At 58.0% G+C, this 18,355-nt stretch carries 16 protein-coding genes and 1 riboswitch; of the genes, 7 read left to right on the forward strand and 9 right to left on the reverse strand.

Going from position 1 to position 18,355, the window contains the following annotated elements; translation table 11 throughout:
- Positions 1–34: 34 nt before the first annotated feature.
- The 4 genes from TM1040_RS01480 to TM1040_RS01495 all read left to right on the forward strand — a co-directional run bounded on the left by TM1040_RS01480 (position 35) and on the right by TM1040_RS01495 (position 3,956).
- Positions 35–970, forward strand: coding sequence for a CheB methylesterase domain-containing protein (locus TM1040_RS01480; protein ID WP_011536828.1), 936 nt, complete (start codon positions 35–37; stop codon positions 968–970).
- A 26-nt stretch (positions 971–996) separates the two neighbouring features.
- Entirely contained in the window at positions 997–1,560 is a 564-nt protein-coding gene (locus tag TM1040_RS01485) for a chemoreceptor glutamine deamidase CheD (protein ID WP_011536829.1), read from the forward strand.
- A 155-nt stretch (positions 1,561–1,715) separates the two neighbouring features.
- Positions 1,716–2,357 (forward strand): TetR/AcrR family transcriptional regulator, encoded by a 642-nt coding sequence (locus TM1040_RS01490; protein ID WP_011536830.1) that lies wholly within the window; start codon positions 1,716–1,718, stop codon positions 2,355–2,357.
- Between the two features lie 27 nt (positions 2,358–2,384).
- Positions 2,385–3,956, forward strand: a complete 1,572-nt coding sequence (locus TM1040_RS01495; RefSeq protein WP_011536831.1) for a 5-guanidino-2-oxopentanoate decarboxylase — start codon at positions 2,385–2,387, stop codon at positions 3,954–3,956.
- A gap of 8 nt (positions 3,957–3,964) precedes the next feature.
- Here TM1040_RS01495 and TM1040_RS01500 read toward each other — a convergent pair whose 3' ends face one another.
- The 6 genes from TM1040_RS01500 to TM1040_RS01525 all read right to left on the reverse strand — a co-directional run bounded on the left by TM1040_RS01500 (position 3,965) and on the right by TM1040_RS01525 (position 10,699).
- Positions 3,965–4,771 (reverse strand): carbohydrate ABC transporter permease, encoded by an 807-nt coding sequence (locus TM1040_RS01500; protein ID WP_011536832.1) that lies wholly within the window; start codon positions 4,769–4,771, stop codon positions 3,965–3,967.
- The gene (locus TM1040_RS01505; RefSeq protein WP_011536833.1) at positions 4,768–5,643 is read right to left on the reverse strand and encodes a carbohydrate ABC transporter permease; all 876 of its coding nucleotides are present in this window, start codon (positions 5,641–5,643) and stop codon (positions 4,768–4,770) included. Before TM1040_RS01505 ends, TM1040_RS01500 begins: the two co-directional genes overlap by 4 nt.
- A 60-nt stretch (positions 5,644–5,703) precedes the next feature.
- Positions 5,704–6,981: an ABC transporter substrate-binding protein gene (locus TM1040_RS01510; RefSeq protein ID WP_011536834.1), complete on the reverse strand. Its 1,278-nt coding sequence runs from the start codon at positions 6,979–6,981 to the stop codon at positions 5,704–5,706.
- 118 nt (positions 6,982–7,099) lie between these two features.
- Positions 7,100–8,170 (reverse strand): ABC transporter ATP-binding protein, encoded by a 1,071-nt coding sequence (locus TM1040_RS01515; protein WP_011536835.1) that lies wholly within the window; start codon positions 8,168–8,170, stop codon positions 7,100–7,102.
- A 229-nt stretch (positions 8,171–8,399) separates the two neighbouring features.
- Entirely contained in the window at positions 8,400–9,467 is a 1,068-nt protein-coding gene (locus TM1040_RS01520; protein ID WP_011536836.1) for a hybrid-cluster NAD(P)-dependent oxidoreductase, read from the reverse strand.
- 5 nt (positions 9,468–9,472) lie between these two features.
- Complete coding sequence (locus tag TM1040_RS01525; protein WP_011536837.1) at positions 9,473–10,699, reverse strand: aromatic ring-hydroxylating oxygenase subunit alpha; 1,227 nt, start codon at positions 10,697–10,699, stop codon at positions 9,473–9,475.
- 133 nt (positions 10,700–10,832) lie between these two features.
- A riboswitch (cobalamin riboswitch) is annotated at positions 10,833–11,036 on the reverse strand.
- A gap of 263 nt (positions 11,037–11,299) precedes the next feature.
- Between TM1040_RS01525 and TM1040_RS01530 the strand changes: the two genes are divergently transcribed.
- The 3 genes from TM1040_RS01530 (at position 11,300) to TM1040_RS01540 (ending at position 14,476) form a co-directional block, all read left to right on the forward strand.
- The gene (locus tag TM1040_RS01530) at positions 11,300–12,316 is read left to right on the forward strand and encodes a C4-dicarboxylate TRAP transporter substrate-binding protein (RefSeq protein ID WP_011536838.1); all 1,017 of its coding nucleotides are present in this window, start codon (positions 11,300–11,302) and stop codon (positions 12,314–12,316) included.
- A gap of 89 nt (positions 12,317–12,405) precedes the next feature.
- A complete protein-coding gene (locus TM1040_RS01535) occupies positions 12,406–13,083 on the forward strand; it encodes a TRAP transporter small permease subunit (RefSeq protein WP_011536839.1) in 678 nt (225 codons plus the stop codon).
- Positions 13,076–14,476, forward strand: coding sequence for a TRAP transporter large permease (locus tag TM1040_RS01540; RefSeq protein WP_011536840.1), 1,401 nt, complete (start codon positions 13,076–13,078; stop codon positions 14,474–14,476). The genes TM1040_RS01535 and TM1040_RS01540 overlap by 8 nt, the downstream gene beginning before the upstream one ends.
- A gap of 584 nt (positions 14,477–15,060) precedes the next feature.
- On the opposite strand, the gene TM1040_RS01545 is transcribed toward TM1040_RS01540, so the two are convergent.
- The 3 genes from TM1040_RS01545 to TM1040_RS01555 form a co-directional block, all read right to left on the reverse strand.
- Positions 15,061–15,828, reverse strand: coding sequence for a substrate-binding periplasmic protein (locus TM1040_RS01545; RefSeq protein WP_011536841.1), 768 nt, complete (start codon positions 15,826–15,828; stop codon positions 15,061–15,063).
- 143 nt (positions 15,829–15,971) lie between these two features.
- Positions 15,972–16,910, reverse strand: coding sequence for a hypothetical protein (locus TM1040_RS01550; RefSeq protein WP_011536842.1), 939 nt, complete (start codon positions 16,908–16,910; stop codon positions 15,972–15,974).
- Positions 16,911–16,919: 9 nt separating this feature from the next.
- Positions 16,920–18,353 carry a VWA domain-containing protein gene (locus tag TM1040_RS01555; RefSeq protein ID WP_011536843.1) on the reverse strand — a complete coding sequence of 478 codons (1,434 nt, stop codon included), beginning with the start codon at positions 18,351–18,353 and terminating at the stop codon, positions 16,920–16,922.
- Between the last annotated feature and the right edge of the window lie 2 nt (positions 18,354–18,355).

Below are 18,355 nucleotides of genomic sequence, written 5' to 3' on the forward strand. Positions count from 1 at the left end.
GGATCGCAACTTTGCTCGGACACTGCAGAGCCAGATGGAAGCTGCTTACCCGGGGTTGCAAGTGTTGTTGGCGAATAATCTGATGATGGCCTACAATCAGGCCGAGGCAGGCCAGCCGAGTTTTGCCTTTGTGGAAGATGGCTTTACCAAGCTGCCAGAGTTCGAGATGATGCTGGCGTTGTTTTCTGCACTCGACGTACGTTGGGTCTCGGTCATGGATGACCAAAACTCGACACCTGCACGCCGCTCTTCGCCGCTGTTGAATGTTGGCGCGGGTATCTTCGAACTGACAAAATCCGACAGCCCGCGCCAGTTCATCCAGTACTTTGACATGATGATCAAAGCACCGCGCCGCAACGCTCCAAGAGCAGCAGCAAACAAGCCTCCGGTCGGCAGAGATGACTTCAAGAAGGTCATCCTGATTGGATCCTCCACTGGCGGGGTTGAGGCGCTGCGGAATGTTCTGGTGGGGTTCCCGATAAACTGCCCACCGACCTTGATTGTCCAGCACACAGGGAAAAGCTTTGGCACCGGTCTGGTGTCGCTTCTGGATCGGATCTGTCCGGCCAAGGTGGTGGCGGCGGACGACAATATCACTTTGCAGAGTGGACACGTCTACATTGCGGCTGGCCAACCTCGACACATGGGCGTCACGCCGCGCAAACCTTTCAAAATTCGAATGAAAGAAGGGCCAAACATTTCGGGTCACACCCCATCGGTTGACGCGTTGTTTTCGTCCGCCGTGCCATTTGCGCGAGATGTTGTTGCCGCAATATTAACTGGTATGGGGCAAGATGGGGCCAAGGGCATGTTGGACCTGCGCAAAGCGGGGGCCACAACCTTCGCCCAAGACGAGAAAACCGCCGTGGTCTACGGAATGCCGCGGGTTGCCTGGGAAATTGGCGCTGCTCAAAAACAAGTTCCCCTGGCCAGGATGGCCAACGCAATTCTGCAAGCATCCAAGACTTAAGACGAGACATCTGGAAGGAAGCCGCTTTGTCGAACGTTTTTCAAAATACGAGTACTGTCACCGTTCTCCAGGGTGACTACAAGGTTACGACAGATCCAAAGGTGGTGTTCTCGACCGTTTTGGGCTCCTGTATTGCGGCTTGCATCTATGATGAACAGGTCGGTGTTGGGGGGATGAACCACTTCCTGCTGGCCTCTTCCGCAGGCTCAGGCGGGGTGAGCGCTAGATATGGTGTGCACGCCATGGAGCTGTTGATCAACGGCATCATGAAGAAAGGAGCTCTGCGCTCCAACCTCAAGGCCAAGGTTTTTGGCGGGGCCAAAATGTCCGCGAACCTCTCGGATATTGGGGCGAACAACGCAGATTTTGTGCAAAGGTTTTTGCGGGATGAAGGCATTCCCGTAATCTCGTCTTCGGTTGGCGGCACCTCGGCGAGACGCGTGCGCTTTCACGCCTGTTCTGGTGCTGCGCAGCAGACACATGTGGCAGATGACAGACGTCTGGGTGAAGAGGAGCGCGCAGCCGTTGCACGGACGCAGGCGGCTCCTGCACGCAAACCCGCAGCCGCAGACAATGTGACGCTGTTCTAACGCCGCCGCGCGCGATTGCGCAAACGACTTCAACCAGCCCCTTGGGTGCTTCGTCACCCAAGGGGTCTTTTGCGTCCGCTCTCTGGGCCCACATTCTGATTTCACTTGACCTACAACCAGTATTGTACAAGTGTACAGCAACGGAGTGAGAGCAGATGACGAAGACCGACCCCCAAAAACCCAAATTTCGCCGAGAGAACCCCGAACAGCGGCGCGAGCAGTTGATTGAGGCGACGCTTCGTGTGATCGCGCGCAAGGGTGTCATGGGGGCAACCGTGCGTGAAATCTCGGCCGAAGCCGGTGTAGCCTTCAGCCTGATCCGCCATCACTTCAACACAAAAGAAGATCTCATGTATGCCGCATATGCGCATCACATGCAGCGGATGGCTCAACTATCGCTTGCGTCAGCCGGAGATTCCGATCGCTCGCCCATCGACAGGATGCGCCAGTGTATCCACGACACGTTGTCTTTGCCTGTCACCAAAAGCGAGAGCCTCCAGATCTGGGCTGGTTTCATTCAGATGGTGCCCCATGACGCGCGCATGAAGCAGATCCACATCGACACTTATCTGGGGTTTCGGGCCACGTTGGAGACCCTAATCAAAGACGCGCTGCAGGCGGCGGACTCGCATTCAACACCCGACCAGATCGAGGCCAAGGCGATTGCCTGCAACGCGGTTCTGGACGGCCTCTGGCTCGAAGGCTCGATGCTCCCCGACATGTTGCCCCCCGCACAACTGATCGAAATCGCCGAGACAACGATCATGGGCATTATCGGCCCGCATTCAGACACTTAAACACACTCTTAAAATCAGGACGCCCCTATGCGAACAGTCGGACACGCCTTGGCACAAACCCTTGTTGAGCAGGGCACCGAGATCATCTTTGGCATCCCCGGCGTGCACACCATCGAGCTCTATCGTGGCATCGAAGGCGCAGGTATCCGTCATATCACACCGCGTCATGAACAGGGTGCGGGATTTATGGCAGACGGATATGCCCGTATCGCTGGCAAGCCCGGCGTTGTCTTCGTGATCACCGGACCGGGTTTGATCAACACGTTGACCCCGATGGCGCAGGCCCGCGCGGACAGCATTCCAATGATCGTGGTCACCGGCGTCAACCGGCGCGACAGTCTTGGCAAGGGTCTCGGCCTCTTGCATGAGTTGCCAGATCAACTGGGTCTGTCGCAAACGATATCCAAACATGCCGAGCAAGTCGAAGACGCATCGGCGCTCGAAGGGGTGATGGCCCGCGTGTTTGGCGCTCTTCAAGGGCGCCCTGCCCCGGTCCACGTCGAAGTGCCGACGGACGTCATGACCCTACCGGCGTCCGAAACGGTGACGATCCCGGATCCAGAGCCAAAGGCTGCAAGCGATCTGACTCCGATCCTGGATGCCCTGGCCCGATGCGAGAGTCCTGTGATCCTCGCGGGGGGCGGCTGCCGCACGCAGAACCTTGCGCTCTTGAAACTGGCACAAAGGCTCGATGCGCCCGTCGTCCAGACCGTGAATGCGCGTGGCCTGATGCATGCACATCCCCTGACGGTTCCAGCCAGTCCGTCCCTTCAATCGGTGCGAGATCTCATTGCGGAAGCGGATTGTGTTCTGGCTCTTGGAACCGAAATGGGGCCAACCGACTACGACATGTATGCGACCGGGACCTATCCGGAGATGAGCAACCTTCTGCGGATCGACATTTGTGACGATCAACTCTCGCGCCATGAGGCTGCCTGCAGGCTCACCGGGGATCTGAACGAAATTCTACCCGTTCTGGCCGAACAATCCCCGGGAAAATCAAATGCGCGTGGATCTGAGCGTGCAGAAAAGGCGCGCCTTGCGGCGCGCGCCGAAATCGAAGCGCTGACACCCGGGTATGCGCGTTTCGTATCGCAGATCGAGACGCTGAGGGATGCTTGTCCAGACGCTATTTTTGTCGGGGATTCCACGCAAGCGGTCTATGCGGCCAACCTCTATTATGACCACAACCGCCCCGGAGGCTGGTTCAACGGCGCGACTGGTTTTGGGGCCCTCGGCTACGCAATCCCCGCCGCGATTGGCGCCGCTCTTGCCGATCCATCGGCACCGGTGGTCGCGCTGATGGGCGACGGCGGTGCGCAGTTCACGCTGCCAGAGCTTGGCGTTGCCCGCGATGAAAACCTGCCCATCCTGTTTGTCGTCTGGAACAACAATGCGTTCCTGGAAATCTCGAACGCAATGGAGGCCGCAGGAATCTCTCCGACAGGCTGCCACCCTTCTGCACCTGATTTTGAGGCAGCTGCCGCCGCATACCGGCTCGATTTTCGGCGGATCGCACCAGAGCAACTTCAGAACGCGTTGTCCGAGATCCTCCCACTCAATGGTCCGATGCTGCTCGAGATCGATATGACGGGCTAGGCCGCGCCCTACTTGATCCCGGCGCGCATGAAGCTTTGCACAAATTGGCGCTGAAAAAGCAAAAACGCGAGGAGAAGCGGGCCTGACGTCATGAGCGTGGCCGCGTTGATGACGCTCCATTCCACACCGGAGTCGATGGCGGAAAAGATGCTCAATCCCACGGTCACTGGCCGGGTCTCAACCGAGTTCGTAATTATGAGCGGCCAGAGGAAGTTGTTCCAATGGTGGCTCACCGACACCAGGCCATAGGCAAGATAAGTCGGGATCGCCAAGGGCATATAGACCTTGATCAGGATCCCCAGCGTGGACATCCCCTCGATCTGCGCCGCTTCTTCCAGCTCTTTTGGGACAGACATAAAAGTCTGGCGAAGAAGGAAAATACCAAATCCCGAGGCGATGTATGGCAGGGCAATCGCGGGGATCGTATCGACAAGATCGAGAAACCGGATCGCCTTGTAATTCTCCACGATGAGAATATCGGGCATGATCAGAAGCTGCATCAGCACAAGCGCAAACAAGACATTGCGGCCCGGAAACTGATAGCGGGCAAAGGCATAGGCGGCCAAGGTACACAGAACGATCTGCCCAAATAGGATGACCGTCACCAACACGAAGGTGTTGAGAAAATAGCGCCCAAAGGGAGCAGCATTCCAGGCTTTGGCGAAATTTTCCAACGAGAGGGGCGCAAAGAGATCAAAGCGTGCTTCATAAGCCGCCGGATGGATTGCAGTCCAAACCGCATAGGCAAGCGGCAAGATCCAGACCAAGGCCAGAAGCCAGGCTCCAAGCGTGTTTAGCAAACGATCTGCGCTCATCTGTAGTGAACCTTGCGATCAAAGAGAAAGAACTGCCCAATCGCAAGCACGATCAGGAACACCAGCAACACCACCGTGAGCGTCGCAGCATAGGCCGTGTCCCAGAACCGAAAGGCGACCTCATAGATGTAAAACAGCAAGAGCGAGGAGGCATTGTCCGGCCCGCCCCCGGTGAGGATGAAAATATGGTCCACCATCCGAAAGGAGTTCACCACCGCGTTGATCGACACAAACAGCGTGGTCGGCATCAGAAGCGGCAACGTGATGCGACGAAAAATCGTCCAGCTTCCGGCGCCCTCGACCCGAGCGGCCTCGACCAATGTGGTGGGGATGGTTTGCAGTGCCGCAAGGTAGAAAATCATGAAGAACCCGGCTTCTTTCCAGATGGTGACAACCATCACTCCCCAAAGCGCTGAATTTGCCGAGCCGAGAATATTGGTCTGCGCAAAGCCAAAGGCGCCACCGATCTGGTCAATGAGGCCAAAACCGGGGGTGTAGAAGAACATCCAGATATTTGCGACGGCAATCATGGGCAGCACGGTCGGAGTAAAATAGGCCATCCGCACAAAGCCCCGTCCGACCATCTGCCGATTGACCCAAAGCGCCATTAGAAGCGCTATCACCACCGACAGCGGGATCGTTCCAGCAGCATAAATCGCGTTATTCCAAAGGACTTTCCAGAAAACTGGATCGGCGATCAGCGTCTCGTAGTTTTCAAGCCCTGCCCATTTGGCCGGGCGCCGCCCGCGAGGCGTCGTGAAAAAACTGCTCCACAAGGTAGTGAGCGCAGGCAGATGGGTAAAGGCAATGAGAAACACAAGCCCCGGAAACAGCAGGAGCCATGCATGTATCCAGCTTCTTGTTTGCAGCATCAGGGCGTCTCCAGAAATGAGGCGCGCCACCCGAGGTGGGGCCGCGCGCCGATCGTAAACTTAACGGTAGTCCTGAAGGATCGCGTCTGCCTTCGCCTGCGCTTCTTTCAAGGCTTCTTCGGCGGTTTTCTGACCGGTGATCGCAGCGGCAAGCGCATCGTTGAAAATGCGGGTCACACGCTGATTTTCATAGGTCGAAAGCTCCGCAACCGCGTGCTCAAGCTGATCACGAGCAACGAGAACCGGGGGAAATTCAGCAGCGTAGGCTTTCATCGCTTCGCTCTCCCAGGTTTCGGGACGCGGGGCGACATAGCCCGTGGCGATGGTCCATTTGGCCGACTGTTCCGGGGCGGAGATCCATTTGACAAAATCAAATGCGGCCTTTGCCTGGGCGTCCGATGCGCCTTTGAAGAGGTAGAAATTGCCACCGCCGGTCGGCGCTCCGCGACGTTTGTTGGCGGGCAGCATCGCGACACCAAAGTCAAAAGGCGCATTGTTGCGAACATTCGTCAGGTTGCCAGTCGAGGTCCACATCATCGCGGTCTGGCCTTCAAAGAACGCTTTGGGCGTTGCGCCCCATTCGATGATGCCGGGGGCCATCACTTCATGCGTTTTGGACAGATCCACCAGATAGTCGAGCGCTTCCACAACCTTGGGATCATCGAAATTCACCTCATTGCCATCGGCATTGGCAAGGATGGCGTCATTCTCGGTGGTCAGCCCCTGGAACAACCAATACGGAAACCCCGAAGATGGGATGCGCACACCCCATTGGGTCACATTGCCCGCGTCGTCTTTGAGCGTAAGCTTCTTACCCATCTCGACCATCTCGTCCCAGGTCGCCGGGGGCGTTTCAGGATCGAGACCGGCGGCTTCAAAGGCCTCTTTGTTCCAATAGAGAACAGGAGTCGAGCGTTGGAACGGAATACCGTAAGTCTTTCCACCAGTTTGGGAATTTTCCATAAACGCGGGGTAGAAGGAGTCGAGCCAGGCCTTGTCCTCTGCGCTGGTGGCAAAGTCATCGAACGGCAGGATGAGGTCTTCGTCCAGGAGGGTGAACATATCAACCGACAGGATCACCGACAGCTGCGGCGCGTTTCCGCCCCGCGCAGCGGTCAGAGCCTTGGCGACCGTGTCCTGATAGGAACCCGCGTAGATCGCTTCGATGTTCACACCCTCGTTCTCGGCCACATATTGCGCGGTCAGCTCTTCGATGGTGTCGGCCGCAGCTCCGCCAACGGCCACCGGGAAATAGAATTCCAGGTCCACATCCGCTGCGGCCGGGGCCGCAGCAAAGGCAAGGGCAGCAGCGGCCGCCTTGAATTTCGTCATCAGCATGGTGTTTCTCCGTCGCTATCACAGCCAGCTTTGTACCGGCATTGAACGCTCCTCTGGAAAAGTCGGGAGCCAATAGTAAGCCGCGCCAGCGCGGGGGATCCGCACATCGGACCACGGCTCATGAGTGAATCTCCTGCAGACGCGCGATCAGGCCTGGATCTTCCAGACGCGCGTTCCGTGTCAGGTCAAAGGCATGGATCTGCTCGGGCGGAACCGCCAATCTCAGCGTCTCGCCGGGGGTAAGACCGCGTGTGCCGGGCAGCTTGGCCAAAATGTCGCCGCCTGCGCAGGTCAGCTCTACCAGAGTGTCCGCGCCGAGGAATTCCGCACCTTTGACCTCCGCGAGGATCGGGCCTTGGGCGGATTCCGTGAGTGCTTCGGGTCGCACCCCGATCCGAAGACTCTCGGGCGCGGCCTCAAGCGCCGCCCCAAAGGCTGCAGGAGACAGAAGATTCATCGGCGGGTTACCGATAAACCGCGCCGCAAAGGGCGTCGCGGGACGGTTGTAGATCTCTTCCGGGGCGGCGACTTGCTCAATCTGGCCTTTGTTCATCAAGACCACGCGATCAGCCATGGTGATCGCCTCGGTCTGATCGTGGGTCACATAGACCATCGTGAAACCGAGCGCGAGCTGCAGACGGCGGATTTCACGCCGCATCTCGTCGCGCAATCGGGCGTCCAGATTGGAGAGAGGCTCATCCATCAGGCAAACCGGGCGCTGCGAGATCACAGCCCGCCCCAGGGCCACCCGTTGCTGCTGGCCTCCTGAAAGCGCCGCAGGTTTACGTCCGAGATAGGGGCCAAGTTCGAGAAGGTCGGCCACATCCTTCAGACGGCGCTGACGCTCGCGTCGCGGCAGCCCTGCAACTTTCAGACCAAAAACAATGTTTTCCGCAACGGTAAGGTGGGGAAACAAGGCATAGGACTGAAACACCATGGAAATGCCACGCTGCGCAGGGCTCATCTGGGTCACATCGCGGTTCCCGATCCGAACCTGCCCCGTCGTCACCGCCTCAAGGCCTGCTATGATGCGAAGCGTCGTGGATTTGCCACATCCCGACGGACCCAGCACCGCAGTGAATGATCCCGCAGGAACGTCAAGGCTGAGACCTTCGAGCAAGACAGTCTCGCCCCAAACCTTGCGCACCTGCTCGAGTGCGATGGCCTGCCCCTGTGCAGTCGCAGTCATGGGCGACCTCCTGCATGACGAACGCCAGGCATATGGGCGTCAGAAGAGCAAAATACTCCGAGGTGTCTCTGGCGAATGGATGAATCGTTTAGTTTCATATGAACCTGATAAGCACTTCATATGAATGTAATGCGACAACTCGTCCAGGATCTCATACGCGCCCGACACAATGGAAAACGCCGCGCCCAACATGGGACGCGGCGTTTTGCCTCGTGCCTTGCGCGAGGCCTTATATGTCGACTGCGACTTTGCCGATCGGGTTGGAGCAGCAGGCGAGGATATAGCCCGCATCGATGTCATCATCCGAGATGCCCCCGTTGTGGACCATATGCACCTCGCCCGATGTTTTCTTCACCTTGCAGGTGCCACAGACACCAAAAGTGCAGCCTGAGGGGATATTGAGCCCATTTGCGCGCGCCGCCGCCAAAATGGTGTCGGTCTCCGCGACCTTTGCGGTCACGCCCGAGGCTGCAAAGGTTACCTCCGCCTTGGTGTCATCATCAGGCACCACGTCGTCAAAGTCCGGCTGTTCGGCAGAGGTTTCGACCGGCGCATGGAAGCTCTCCTGATGGTAGTTATCCATGTCAAAGCCAAGACCCGCCAGTGCGTCGCGCACCGCCTGCATGAAAGGCTCCGGCCCGCAGCAATAGACCTCGCGCTCCAGATAGTCAGGCGCCATGAGGCCCAGCATCAGCTGGTTGAACATGCCCTGATAGCCGGTCCAGGGGCGATAGGGATCCGGTTCCTCGACCACGAACTTCAGATCCAACCCTTCGGAACGGCTCGCCATTTGCTCGAGCCGCTGGCGGAATATGATCTCGGAGGGCCGTTTGGCGCAGTTCACAAACACAATATCAAGATTGTCGCCATCATCCCACATATTCGTGGTCATCGACATCATCGGCGTGATGCCAGAGCCCGCCGAGATAAACAGGAATTTCTTCGCCATGCTTCCTGCGTTGGTGAAGAGTCCCGCAGGGCCAAGCGCCTTGATGCGGCTGCCAGGGCGCAGGTTGTCCAGCATCCAGCGGGTGCCGATGCTGTCGGCTTGCGCCTTGGCGGTAATGGTGATCGTCCGCGGCCGCGAGGGCGAAGAGGAGATCGTGTAGGTTCGGTGCAATGGCCCACCTGGCACCGGAATTTCCAAGGTCATGAACTGGCCTGCGTCATACTCAAACAGGGCCCCCGAGGGCGCCTTGAAGGTAAAAGATGCCGTGTTGTCCATTTCGGGAATGATGGAGACGCATTCCAGCATCTCCGCATCAGTCCAGACGGTACGTTCGCTGTTTCTGGGCATCAGGGTCACTCCGCTGCGACGGCGTGTGGGCCGCTGTTGCGTTTGAGGGTAGAGAGATACCACTCCACAAATTGCAGGACGCCGCTCTCTTGGGTCGGGGAATAGGGCCCCGGTTCATAGGCCGGCGAGTTGATCCCCATCTGGTTGAACTCCACAACCTCGCGGTCTTCGTCATTGGTGGCAATCCAAACCTCGGTGAGCCGCTGTAGATCGTAATCCACACCTTCAACCGCGTCTTTGTGAACCAGCCATTTTGTCGTCACCTCGGTTTCCGTGGGGCTGATGGGCGTGACCCGGAACACGATCGAATGGTCCGACAGGAAGTGGTTCCAAGTGGTCGGGTAGTGGAACTTGAGCAACGAGCCCGCATCCGCAAAGGCTGCACGGCCCAGCCAGCGACGCACGGCGGTCTTGCCGTCCATCGTGTAGCTCTCAGCGCCTTCTTTCAGGGGCATGCGCGCGACACGGAACTGGCCATCACCGCTGAGGTGGAACCCCGAAGGCATCCCAGCCTGCTCACAGCGGTCGAAATGAGCCTGCAAATTGCTCGGGGTCTCGCCACCTTCGATGCCCGTCACGGAGGGATCATCCGGGAAGGTCCGGCAGAGCGCGGGGTGATTGCCGCCGCAGTGGTAGCACTCGCGGTTGTTCTCCCAGACCAGCTTCCAGTTGCCGCGCTCCACGATGGAGCTTTCATGGGCGACCTTGGCGTTCGAGAGGTCATGAACCTCCAGATAGGGGCGGGCGACCTCGGCAAACCGTTCAAAATCCGGGGCCTCATCGGCGAGACAAATATAGATCAACCCAGCAAGCTCACGGCAGTGGACCGTCTTGAGCCCATGTCTGCTCGGCTCGAAATCAGGCCCCATATCACGCGCCCACAGCAGACGACCGTCCAGTTCATAAGTCCACTGGTGATAGGGGCAGACGAGCTTAGGGTTGTTGCCTTTCTTCGCCTTGCAGATCACCGAGCCACGGTGACGACAAGCATTGTGGAAAGCCCGAATGACATTGTCTGCACCGCGCACGATGATCACATTGTAGTTGCCAACCTGATGGGTGACGTAGCTCCCTGGCTTGTCCAGCTCGCAGGCGGGAATGGCAAAAAGCCATTCTTTGTAAAAGATCTCCTGAAGATCGGTCTGAAACACCTCGGCATCGGTATAAAACGCCTGATCAAGTGCATGTCCTGCGCGGTGGTTAGCGATCAGCGTGTTGATATTGCTGTGCATTTCCTGGCTCCGTGACAAAGTTCACACGTGTGAACCTTCGCCCTGTTGGTAGAGTGCAAACGGCAATGGGATCCCGTGAGGCCGCGAGGGAGGTGCCCGCGTCCTTTTCAAGATGCCCAAACCGCCGCCCGCGGTTGACGATATCTGCCGAGGCTGGTTTCCGGGCTCTGGGGGTGACCTGCTGGTCGGAGCGCAACGCCTTCCCGGGTCCTCCTCCCAGTGGCAGATGTTACGCCCGCGAATCCCATGACCGTTGCGGGGGCAGCGCCGGAATCGCACCGGCTTCCCAATTCTCCGTCCGGAAAGCCCGGACAGCACCTCGTAGGGCAGAGTTGTATCGAGATTTGCCGCGCCCGATCTCCAATTTGCGACGTTGTTTATTGAGTTCGAGACAAGCCCGCCTCACATCCGCAAAAACATGCATGGATTGCGCAGCCTCTTGAACCTTTGGCCCATCGACGCATTTCTAAGACGCAGGCCGGAGCGCGCTCATCGGAGCTTTGCCAAACCAGCGCGAAGTTTGGGGTTGGCAAATCCACTCAATTTGGTGATCCTGCCGCACATAAACAAATACGGTAAAATCCGACTGGGGAGGAAAATATGAAAAAATTCTTGGGACTTACCGCTGTTGCATCCGTGAGCTTTGCCTTTGCGGCAGAAGCCATGGCCACAGAGTGGAATGTCTCGGTTTGGGGCAAACGCCGCGCCTTTACCGAGCACGTCGAAAAGCTCGCTGAACTGGTGTCCGAGAAAACCGACGGCGAATTCACCATGAACATCAGCTATGGTGGACTGTCCAAAAACCGCGAGAACCTCGACGGGATCTCGATTGGCGCGTTTGAGATGGCGCAGTTCTGCGCCGGCTATCACCGCGACAAAAACCGCGTGATTACCGTTCTTGAATTGCCCTTCCTGGGCATTTCCAACCTCGAAGAGGAGGTTGCGGTCTCTAGCGCGGTCTACAACCACCCGGCCGCAGCCGAGGAAATGGCGCAGTGGAACGCAAAGCTGCTCATGACCTCGCCGATGCCGCAATACAATATCGTCGGCACCGGTGATGTGCGTGATGATCTGGCGGAATTTGAAGGCATGCGCGTGCGGGCAACCGGCGGTATCGGCGAAGCCTTCAAGGCTGTTGGCGCCGTTCCGACCTCCGTCACCGCGACCGAGGCCTATCAGGCGATGGAATCCGGTGTGGTCGACACCGTAGCGTTCGCACAACATGCGCATCTGAGCTTTGGCACCATCAACCGCGCTGACTGGTGGACCGCTAACCTCAACCCCGGCACCGTGAACTGCCCGGTTGTGGTCAATATTGACGCTTACGAAAGCCTCTCTGACGCCGAGCGCGAAGCGCTGGACAGCTCGGTTGCCGAAGCGCTGGATCACTACCTGGCGAACTACGGCGAGCTGCTGAAGAAGTGGGATAGTGTTCTCGAGGAAAAAGGCGTCGAAAAGGTCGAGATTTCGGAAGAGGTGCTCGCAGAATTCCGCTCTACTGCGGCTGAGCCGATCCGCGACGCTTGGATCAAGGATATGGAAGCACAGGGCCTGCCGGGTCAGGAGCTCTATGATCTAGTTCAGAAAACGCTCGCAGATCACCGCAACGGCAGCTGATCTGAACGCAATGGCCTATGGCCTATGGCCCGGACCAATTGGTCCGGGCTTCTGCGTATCTCACCAATAATCACATATCGGGGAAAGCTATGGCAGGTTCATCAACCGTGCTCAGCGATGCCAGCATTTTGTCAAAGCTGGATCGGGCCCTTTTGCCTATTGAGCGCGTCACAGCAATTCTGAGCGGTCTTGCGGCCTTTTCACTCATGTTCCTGGCCGCATATTCCGTGGCCGGCCGTCAGTTGGATCGGACATTTCTGGCGCCATTTTTCGACAAGATCGGCCTGATGGACGGCCCCCTGCCCGGCTATGTGGATTATATCGAAGCACTGATGCCCTTGATCGCCATCTTGGGCGTCTCCTATGTGCAACGCGAAGGTTCCCACATCCGCATGGACATCCTCGTGGGGCGGCTAAAGGGTCGCGCGCTTTGGCTTTTTGAATTCATCACCGTGTTCTGCATGCTGGTGCTGGTGATCGCCTTGGTCTGGGGCTCCTGGGCCCATTTCGACCGTTCGTTTGATTGCGCCCGCCCGCTGTGTTCGCGCGACAGCTCGATCGACATCGGCCTGCCGATCTGGCCATCCAAGCTGGTGGTGCCGGTTGCCTTGGCCGTGCTTTCAGCGCGGCTCCTGCTGCAGATGACGGCTTATGCCCGCGCCTTCGTTCTGGGACTCCAGAGCCCTGCGGCCGTACCGCTCATCCAATCCGTCGCCGAGCAAGCCGCTGCTGAGGCGGAGCAACTCAAGGAGGTCGGCAATGACTGATATCGAAATCGGCCTCTGGGTCACCGCCGGAATGATGGTGCTTGTTGTGCTGGGCATGCGGGTTGCGTTTGCCGCCGGACTTGCGGGCTTTGTGGGTCTTGTGTGGCTTCGGTGGAACGGCTTTGACTATAACCCGGAGCGTTTCTGGAAAGCTGTTGAAATCAGTGTAAAAATTGCGGGCCAAGTACCGCACTCCAAGGTTTCGAGTCAGGCGCTCAGCCTCATCCCGACCTTTATTTTAATTGGATACCTCGCCTACTACGCCCGCCTCACCACGGCACTGTTTGAGGCCGCAAAGCGCTGGGTTGCCTGGGTGCCCGGGGGCCTTGCGGTATCCACCGTTTTTGCCACCGCAGGGTTTGCCGCCGTTTCGGGCGCATCGGTTGCAACCGCTGCGGTCTTTGCCCGGATCGGCATCCCGGAAATGCTGGCGGTTGGCTACAACAAGCGTTTTGCAGCCGGGGTGGTCGCCGCAGGCGGCACCCTCGCCTCTCTGATCCCGCCCTCCGCCATTCTCGTGATCTATGCAATCATTGTGGAGCAGGACGTGGGCAAGCTCTTGCTGGCCGGCTTTGTGCCCGGTGCGTTTTCGGCCGTGGTCTATGCGGGCTTGATCATCGCCATCGCGATGATCTTCAAGACGGTCGGCCCACCAGTCACGGGCTTCACCTGGCGCGAACGCCTGGTGTCCTTGCCACCTGCCCTGCCGATTTTTGCGGTTGTCGTGATCATCATCTTCTTTGTCTACAACCCGTTTGGCGAAGCCTGGGGGACACCAACCGAGGGCGGTGCTGTCGGCGCCTTCATCGTCTTTCTCGTCGCGCTAATGCGCGGGATGCGGATGCGCGAACTGCTGGATGCGCTGCTTGAGACTGCCAAACTCACGATTATGATCTTCACCATCATCTGGGGTGTTTTGATCTACGTGCGCTTTCTGGGCTTTGCAGATTTGCCTTCGGCCTTCGCCGACTGGATCTCGACCCTCTCGGCCTCGCCCATGCTGATCCTAATCTGTATTCTGCTTGCCTATGCGGTTCTTGGGATGTTCATGGACGCCATCGGCATGCTTCTTCTGACGCTGCCTGTTGTCTACCCGGCCGTCATGGCGTTGAACGGAGGCGAGATGGTCTCGGCAGCGGATTCTGCCTTCGGCATGTCCGGCCCAATGTGCGCGATCTGGTTTGGCATCCTGGTGGTCAAGATGGCGGAGTTCTGTCTGATCACGCCCCCAATCGGGCTGAATTGCTTTGTTGTAGCGGGGGTACGAGACGATTTGTCAGTACAAGACGTGTTCCGCGGCGTGATCCCGTTCTTCATCGCAGACGCTGTGACAATCGCGCTCTTGGTGGCCTTTCCTACCATTGTCTTGTGGCTCCCAAGCTTGGCAGGCTAGGGACTAGGTCCCACTACAGGCAAATAATCTGCGCCCTCAGTGCGAAAACGGATGGAGTGTCCTTTGCACTGGGGGCGCGGCAGATTTGACCCGACGCCATTCAGGATGCGAGGTCCGTTCCGGTCGTCGTGTAAAACCCGGTTTCGACGTCAGGCGACAATATGAACTATTTTCGCATTGCCCTTGCGCGATGCTCACCGCCCGCCGACGCGATCATCAGGATAGATAAAAGACCCTTCATCGATGTGTCTTCGATTGCACCCACCCGGATGGAGCCAATGATATAGCGTGAAGCGCTCAACGAATTCTGACTGCGCGATGCGCAGCAGGATTTACGGCCACTTTCCTTGGGCAAGAGTAGCTTCTGCACACATGAGAACAAATTTAGATACTAGCAGCAAGTAGACCCTGCGGCAGGAAGAACTGCCACCACGGCGTGCATTCGAACTTCACGATTTTATACGTCGCCCAAGGCTATATCCGCTGCACGCACCAAGTCGAAGCGTCTTAAGAAAGGCACCAGGGCACAACGCAATGCTGTGATCAAACGGGGTAGAGAGTATCACTCCCTACCCCAATTGAGATCAGTTCGCAGGAATGCCTGCCTCTGAATTCAGGGCGGTTTTGACTGCTTCCAGCTCGCCAGAAGCTTGCAACGCGTCGTAGGCAGCCTGCAATCTCGCGGCGATATCGGCGCCTCCTTCAATCTCTGAGGAGACTTGCAGATAGGCCAGTGTCTCGGTCACGGGCATCTCGCTCGCGGCAAACTGTGAGACGTCTTCCGGCGAGAAATTCTGGTTCAGCATGTCCCAGCCAACCAACTCATCAATGACAAACGCATCAATGCGACCGCCGAGGAGCTTCTTGAAGTTCGAGATGTCATTTGGCGCGGTTTGGATGTTGTAGGTTCCGTTCTCACCCAAGGCCCAAAACTCTTCGGAATAGGGATAGCCCAGCGTGGCGCCAAAGGTTCGGCCCGCCAAATCGCCAAGGCTGGTCCATTCCGGCAATGGCTTGTCCTTGCGATAGAAGAACACGATCCGCTCGCTGGAGACCGGCCCCACTTCGATCAGGCCGCTCTGATCCGCCAGATCGCTCCAATAACTTGCGGCGTGGCGCTGGCCCGCGCGGGTAAGCTCGAGACCGCGGTTCCACGGCATGTACTCAAACGCGATTTCGATCCCGGCATCTTCTGCCAGACGTGCGACCAACCCGTTGACCACGCCCCCATTGGGCAGGGCTTCTCCAGTCATTGGCGCATATTCGCCCGTGGCGATTCGGATCGGGTCGGCGAACCCTGCAGGCGCGAGAGCCATGAGAACAAAAGAGAGGGCGGTGAGCGTGCGTTTCATCAGGCTACTCCATAAGACAAGGTCGATAGGAGGGAACCGTTGCATTGAAAATCCGAAATTTGCGTTTACGCGCTGCCAGTTGGATCTGGTCTTTTTCAGTGCATTTGAATCGAGCCCTACGCCGTTAGACTCGGCAGTTGGGCTTAGGAGGAGGCATCCTTTCCCTCTTGCAACATCCGCGCCAGTGCGGGGAGCTTGTCGTCTGGGACTTCGTCCTTATGCACGACAAACAGATAGAGACTTGTAAAGTATAGGCTTTTGGCCAAGACCGTTGCCGAAGCGATCACGGCAGACAGAATAAAACTCAGTGCCAGCAGCGACAATGTGGGCAGCGTATTGACCGGGATCTCGCCAAAATGTGCCAGAAACGCATCCGGCAGGCTGGTCGCGAATTGATAGCCCACGGCACCACCGCCAAAGAGCCCCAGTACGACGCCCCCCGCAAACAGGGATTGCGCAACGCCGCCAGCGAGATCAATGCCAATCACACCAACAAGCGTCTCAGGCACATGACTGCGCAGCTCTTTCAACCGTGCGACCAAGGTTTTGACGCCCGCTCGTTCCACAACGATGGCGGAGATACCGAAATTGGACACCAAATCCCAGACTTCGGCCACCACAAAGACGACTATCGCCACCAGAAAACCGAGAAACCCACTCTGCTTGCTCTCTGATGCACGGCGCAAAAGATAAGAGACAAAACCGATGAACAGCAGGGAAAAAAGATTTCCCAAGAGCGTTTTGACGATGGCAAATCTGTTGATGTGGCCCTCAATCAGCGTATCTCGCGCCATCTGACTCATGGCCGCTTGCAAAAATGTCTGGAGTATCATTTCCACCGGCAAATAGATGATGAACACCAGCATCAACGGAAAGAGCCTCTCCCAATCCTGGGTCACAAACCCGAGATAAAGGATCACCAGCGCCAGAAGTCCACGTCCAGCCTTGAGAACGAACAGACATAGAAACGGAACAAACACCTGCAAATCGGACCCCAGTACCGACAATGACGCCCGTATCATCGCACCAATACGCCCTGTTCTCGCCCCGAAGAGGGCGAGGATTTTGCTTATGAATTTCATGGTGTCCCCTCAGTCGACGATGATCGGCTGAGCGGTCACGATGCGGTCGCCTTCGGCATAGAAGAAGCGCAACTCATAGGCACCGGCCTCCTCTGGCGCGGTCAGGCGGGTCAGGTGGCTTTCGGTATGCGCATAGCTGACGAGATGCGGCAGGTCGTCTCCGGCCCTGGCAAGCGCGATATAATCCGCAGGGTTTGGCGCGATCCCGTTCCACAACACGGCAAAGTCCTGGCCTGCAGCCACTTGACTTGGCGCTTTCAGCGACAAATCCGGATCTGACAATGTGATCGAGGTGCGATCAAGCACGGTCCATGGATCGGTCGTGGCAACAAAAACGATCTCGTAGTCGCCCGGCTGCGATGGCAGGCGCAAAGCCTGCTGTTCTGGTCCAGTGGTCTCGAAATAGAAGGTGGTCGCCGGGAAACCCTCGGCCTTTGGGGCGATGCCGATAAAGTCTTTCTCTGATCCGCGCCCTTGCCATGTGACCGTCACAGTCCCCCCCGTGAGACCCGTAGATGGCGCTGTGACCGACGCGACCATGGGCGTTACTTCAAGCGGCGCGCGCGCAAGGACGGCTCCGGTTTCGGCGCGCACATAGACGATCTCGTAGGTGCCCGCCTGCGGCGGGGTTGGCATCGGCGCAGGGTTGCCGTGCTCGACCCCAATGCGTGAGGAAAATGCACCGACATCGGCGCCGGGGGCCAAGGTCCCGATCCAGTCGCCTTCCTCGCCAGGGCCCTGCCAGATGATGTCGATGGTCCGACCCGCCTGTGCCGTAGCAGGCCCTACCAAAGTAGCCGATGCCGGGTCGGGCGTGGATGTGGTCACCGCTACCTGTGCCAAAGCCGCCGTCAATTCAGATGCGCTCGACGCGTCCCGGTAGAAACCTCCGGTGTTCTCAGCCAAGCACTGCAACTGCGCGCGCGCTGCGTCATCCGCGATGCCGAAGCCAATCGCATGCAGGGTAAAGTCCACACCGCGCGCTTCGAGTTCTGCGCCAACTGCGCAAGGATCAAGCCCACAGGTTTCCTCGCCATCCGAGATGAGGATGACGGTTGCTTTCTCCTCACTGGATCGCAAAGCGTCAGCGGCTTGCATCACCGCCGCAGAGAGCGGTGTCTTGCCTTTTGGACTGATCTGCGTGACCGCCTGTGAAATGGCCTGCCGAGATCCTGCGGCAGGGGCGATCAACTGTTCGATATCGTTGCAATCGCCTTTGCGCCGATGTCCATAGGCCATCAGGCCGAGCTCTTGGTTCTCTGGGAGTGTCTTTAGAAGGTGCTGCATCACGTCCTGAGCGATGGTGATCTTGGCAACACCGTCAATCTGTCCCCACATCGACCCAGAGGCATCCAACACCAAAGTACTGCGGGTCAGGTCTTGCGCAGCAACAGGCGCGGCGAGTGCGGCACAGATGGCGGCTGTCATGATTTTATGTTGCATGG

This window comes from Ruegeria sp. TM1040 (assembly GCF_000014065.1).
Lineage (GTDB): Bacteria > Pseudomonadota > Alphaproteobacteria > Rhodobacterales > Rhodobacteraceae > Epibacterium.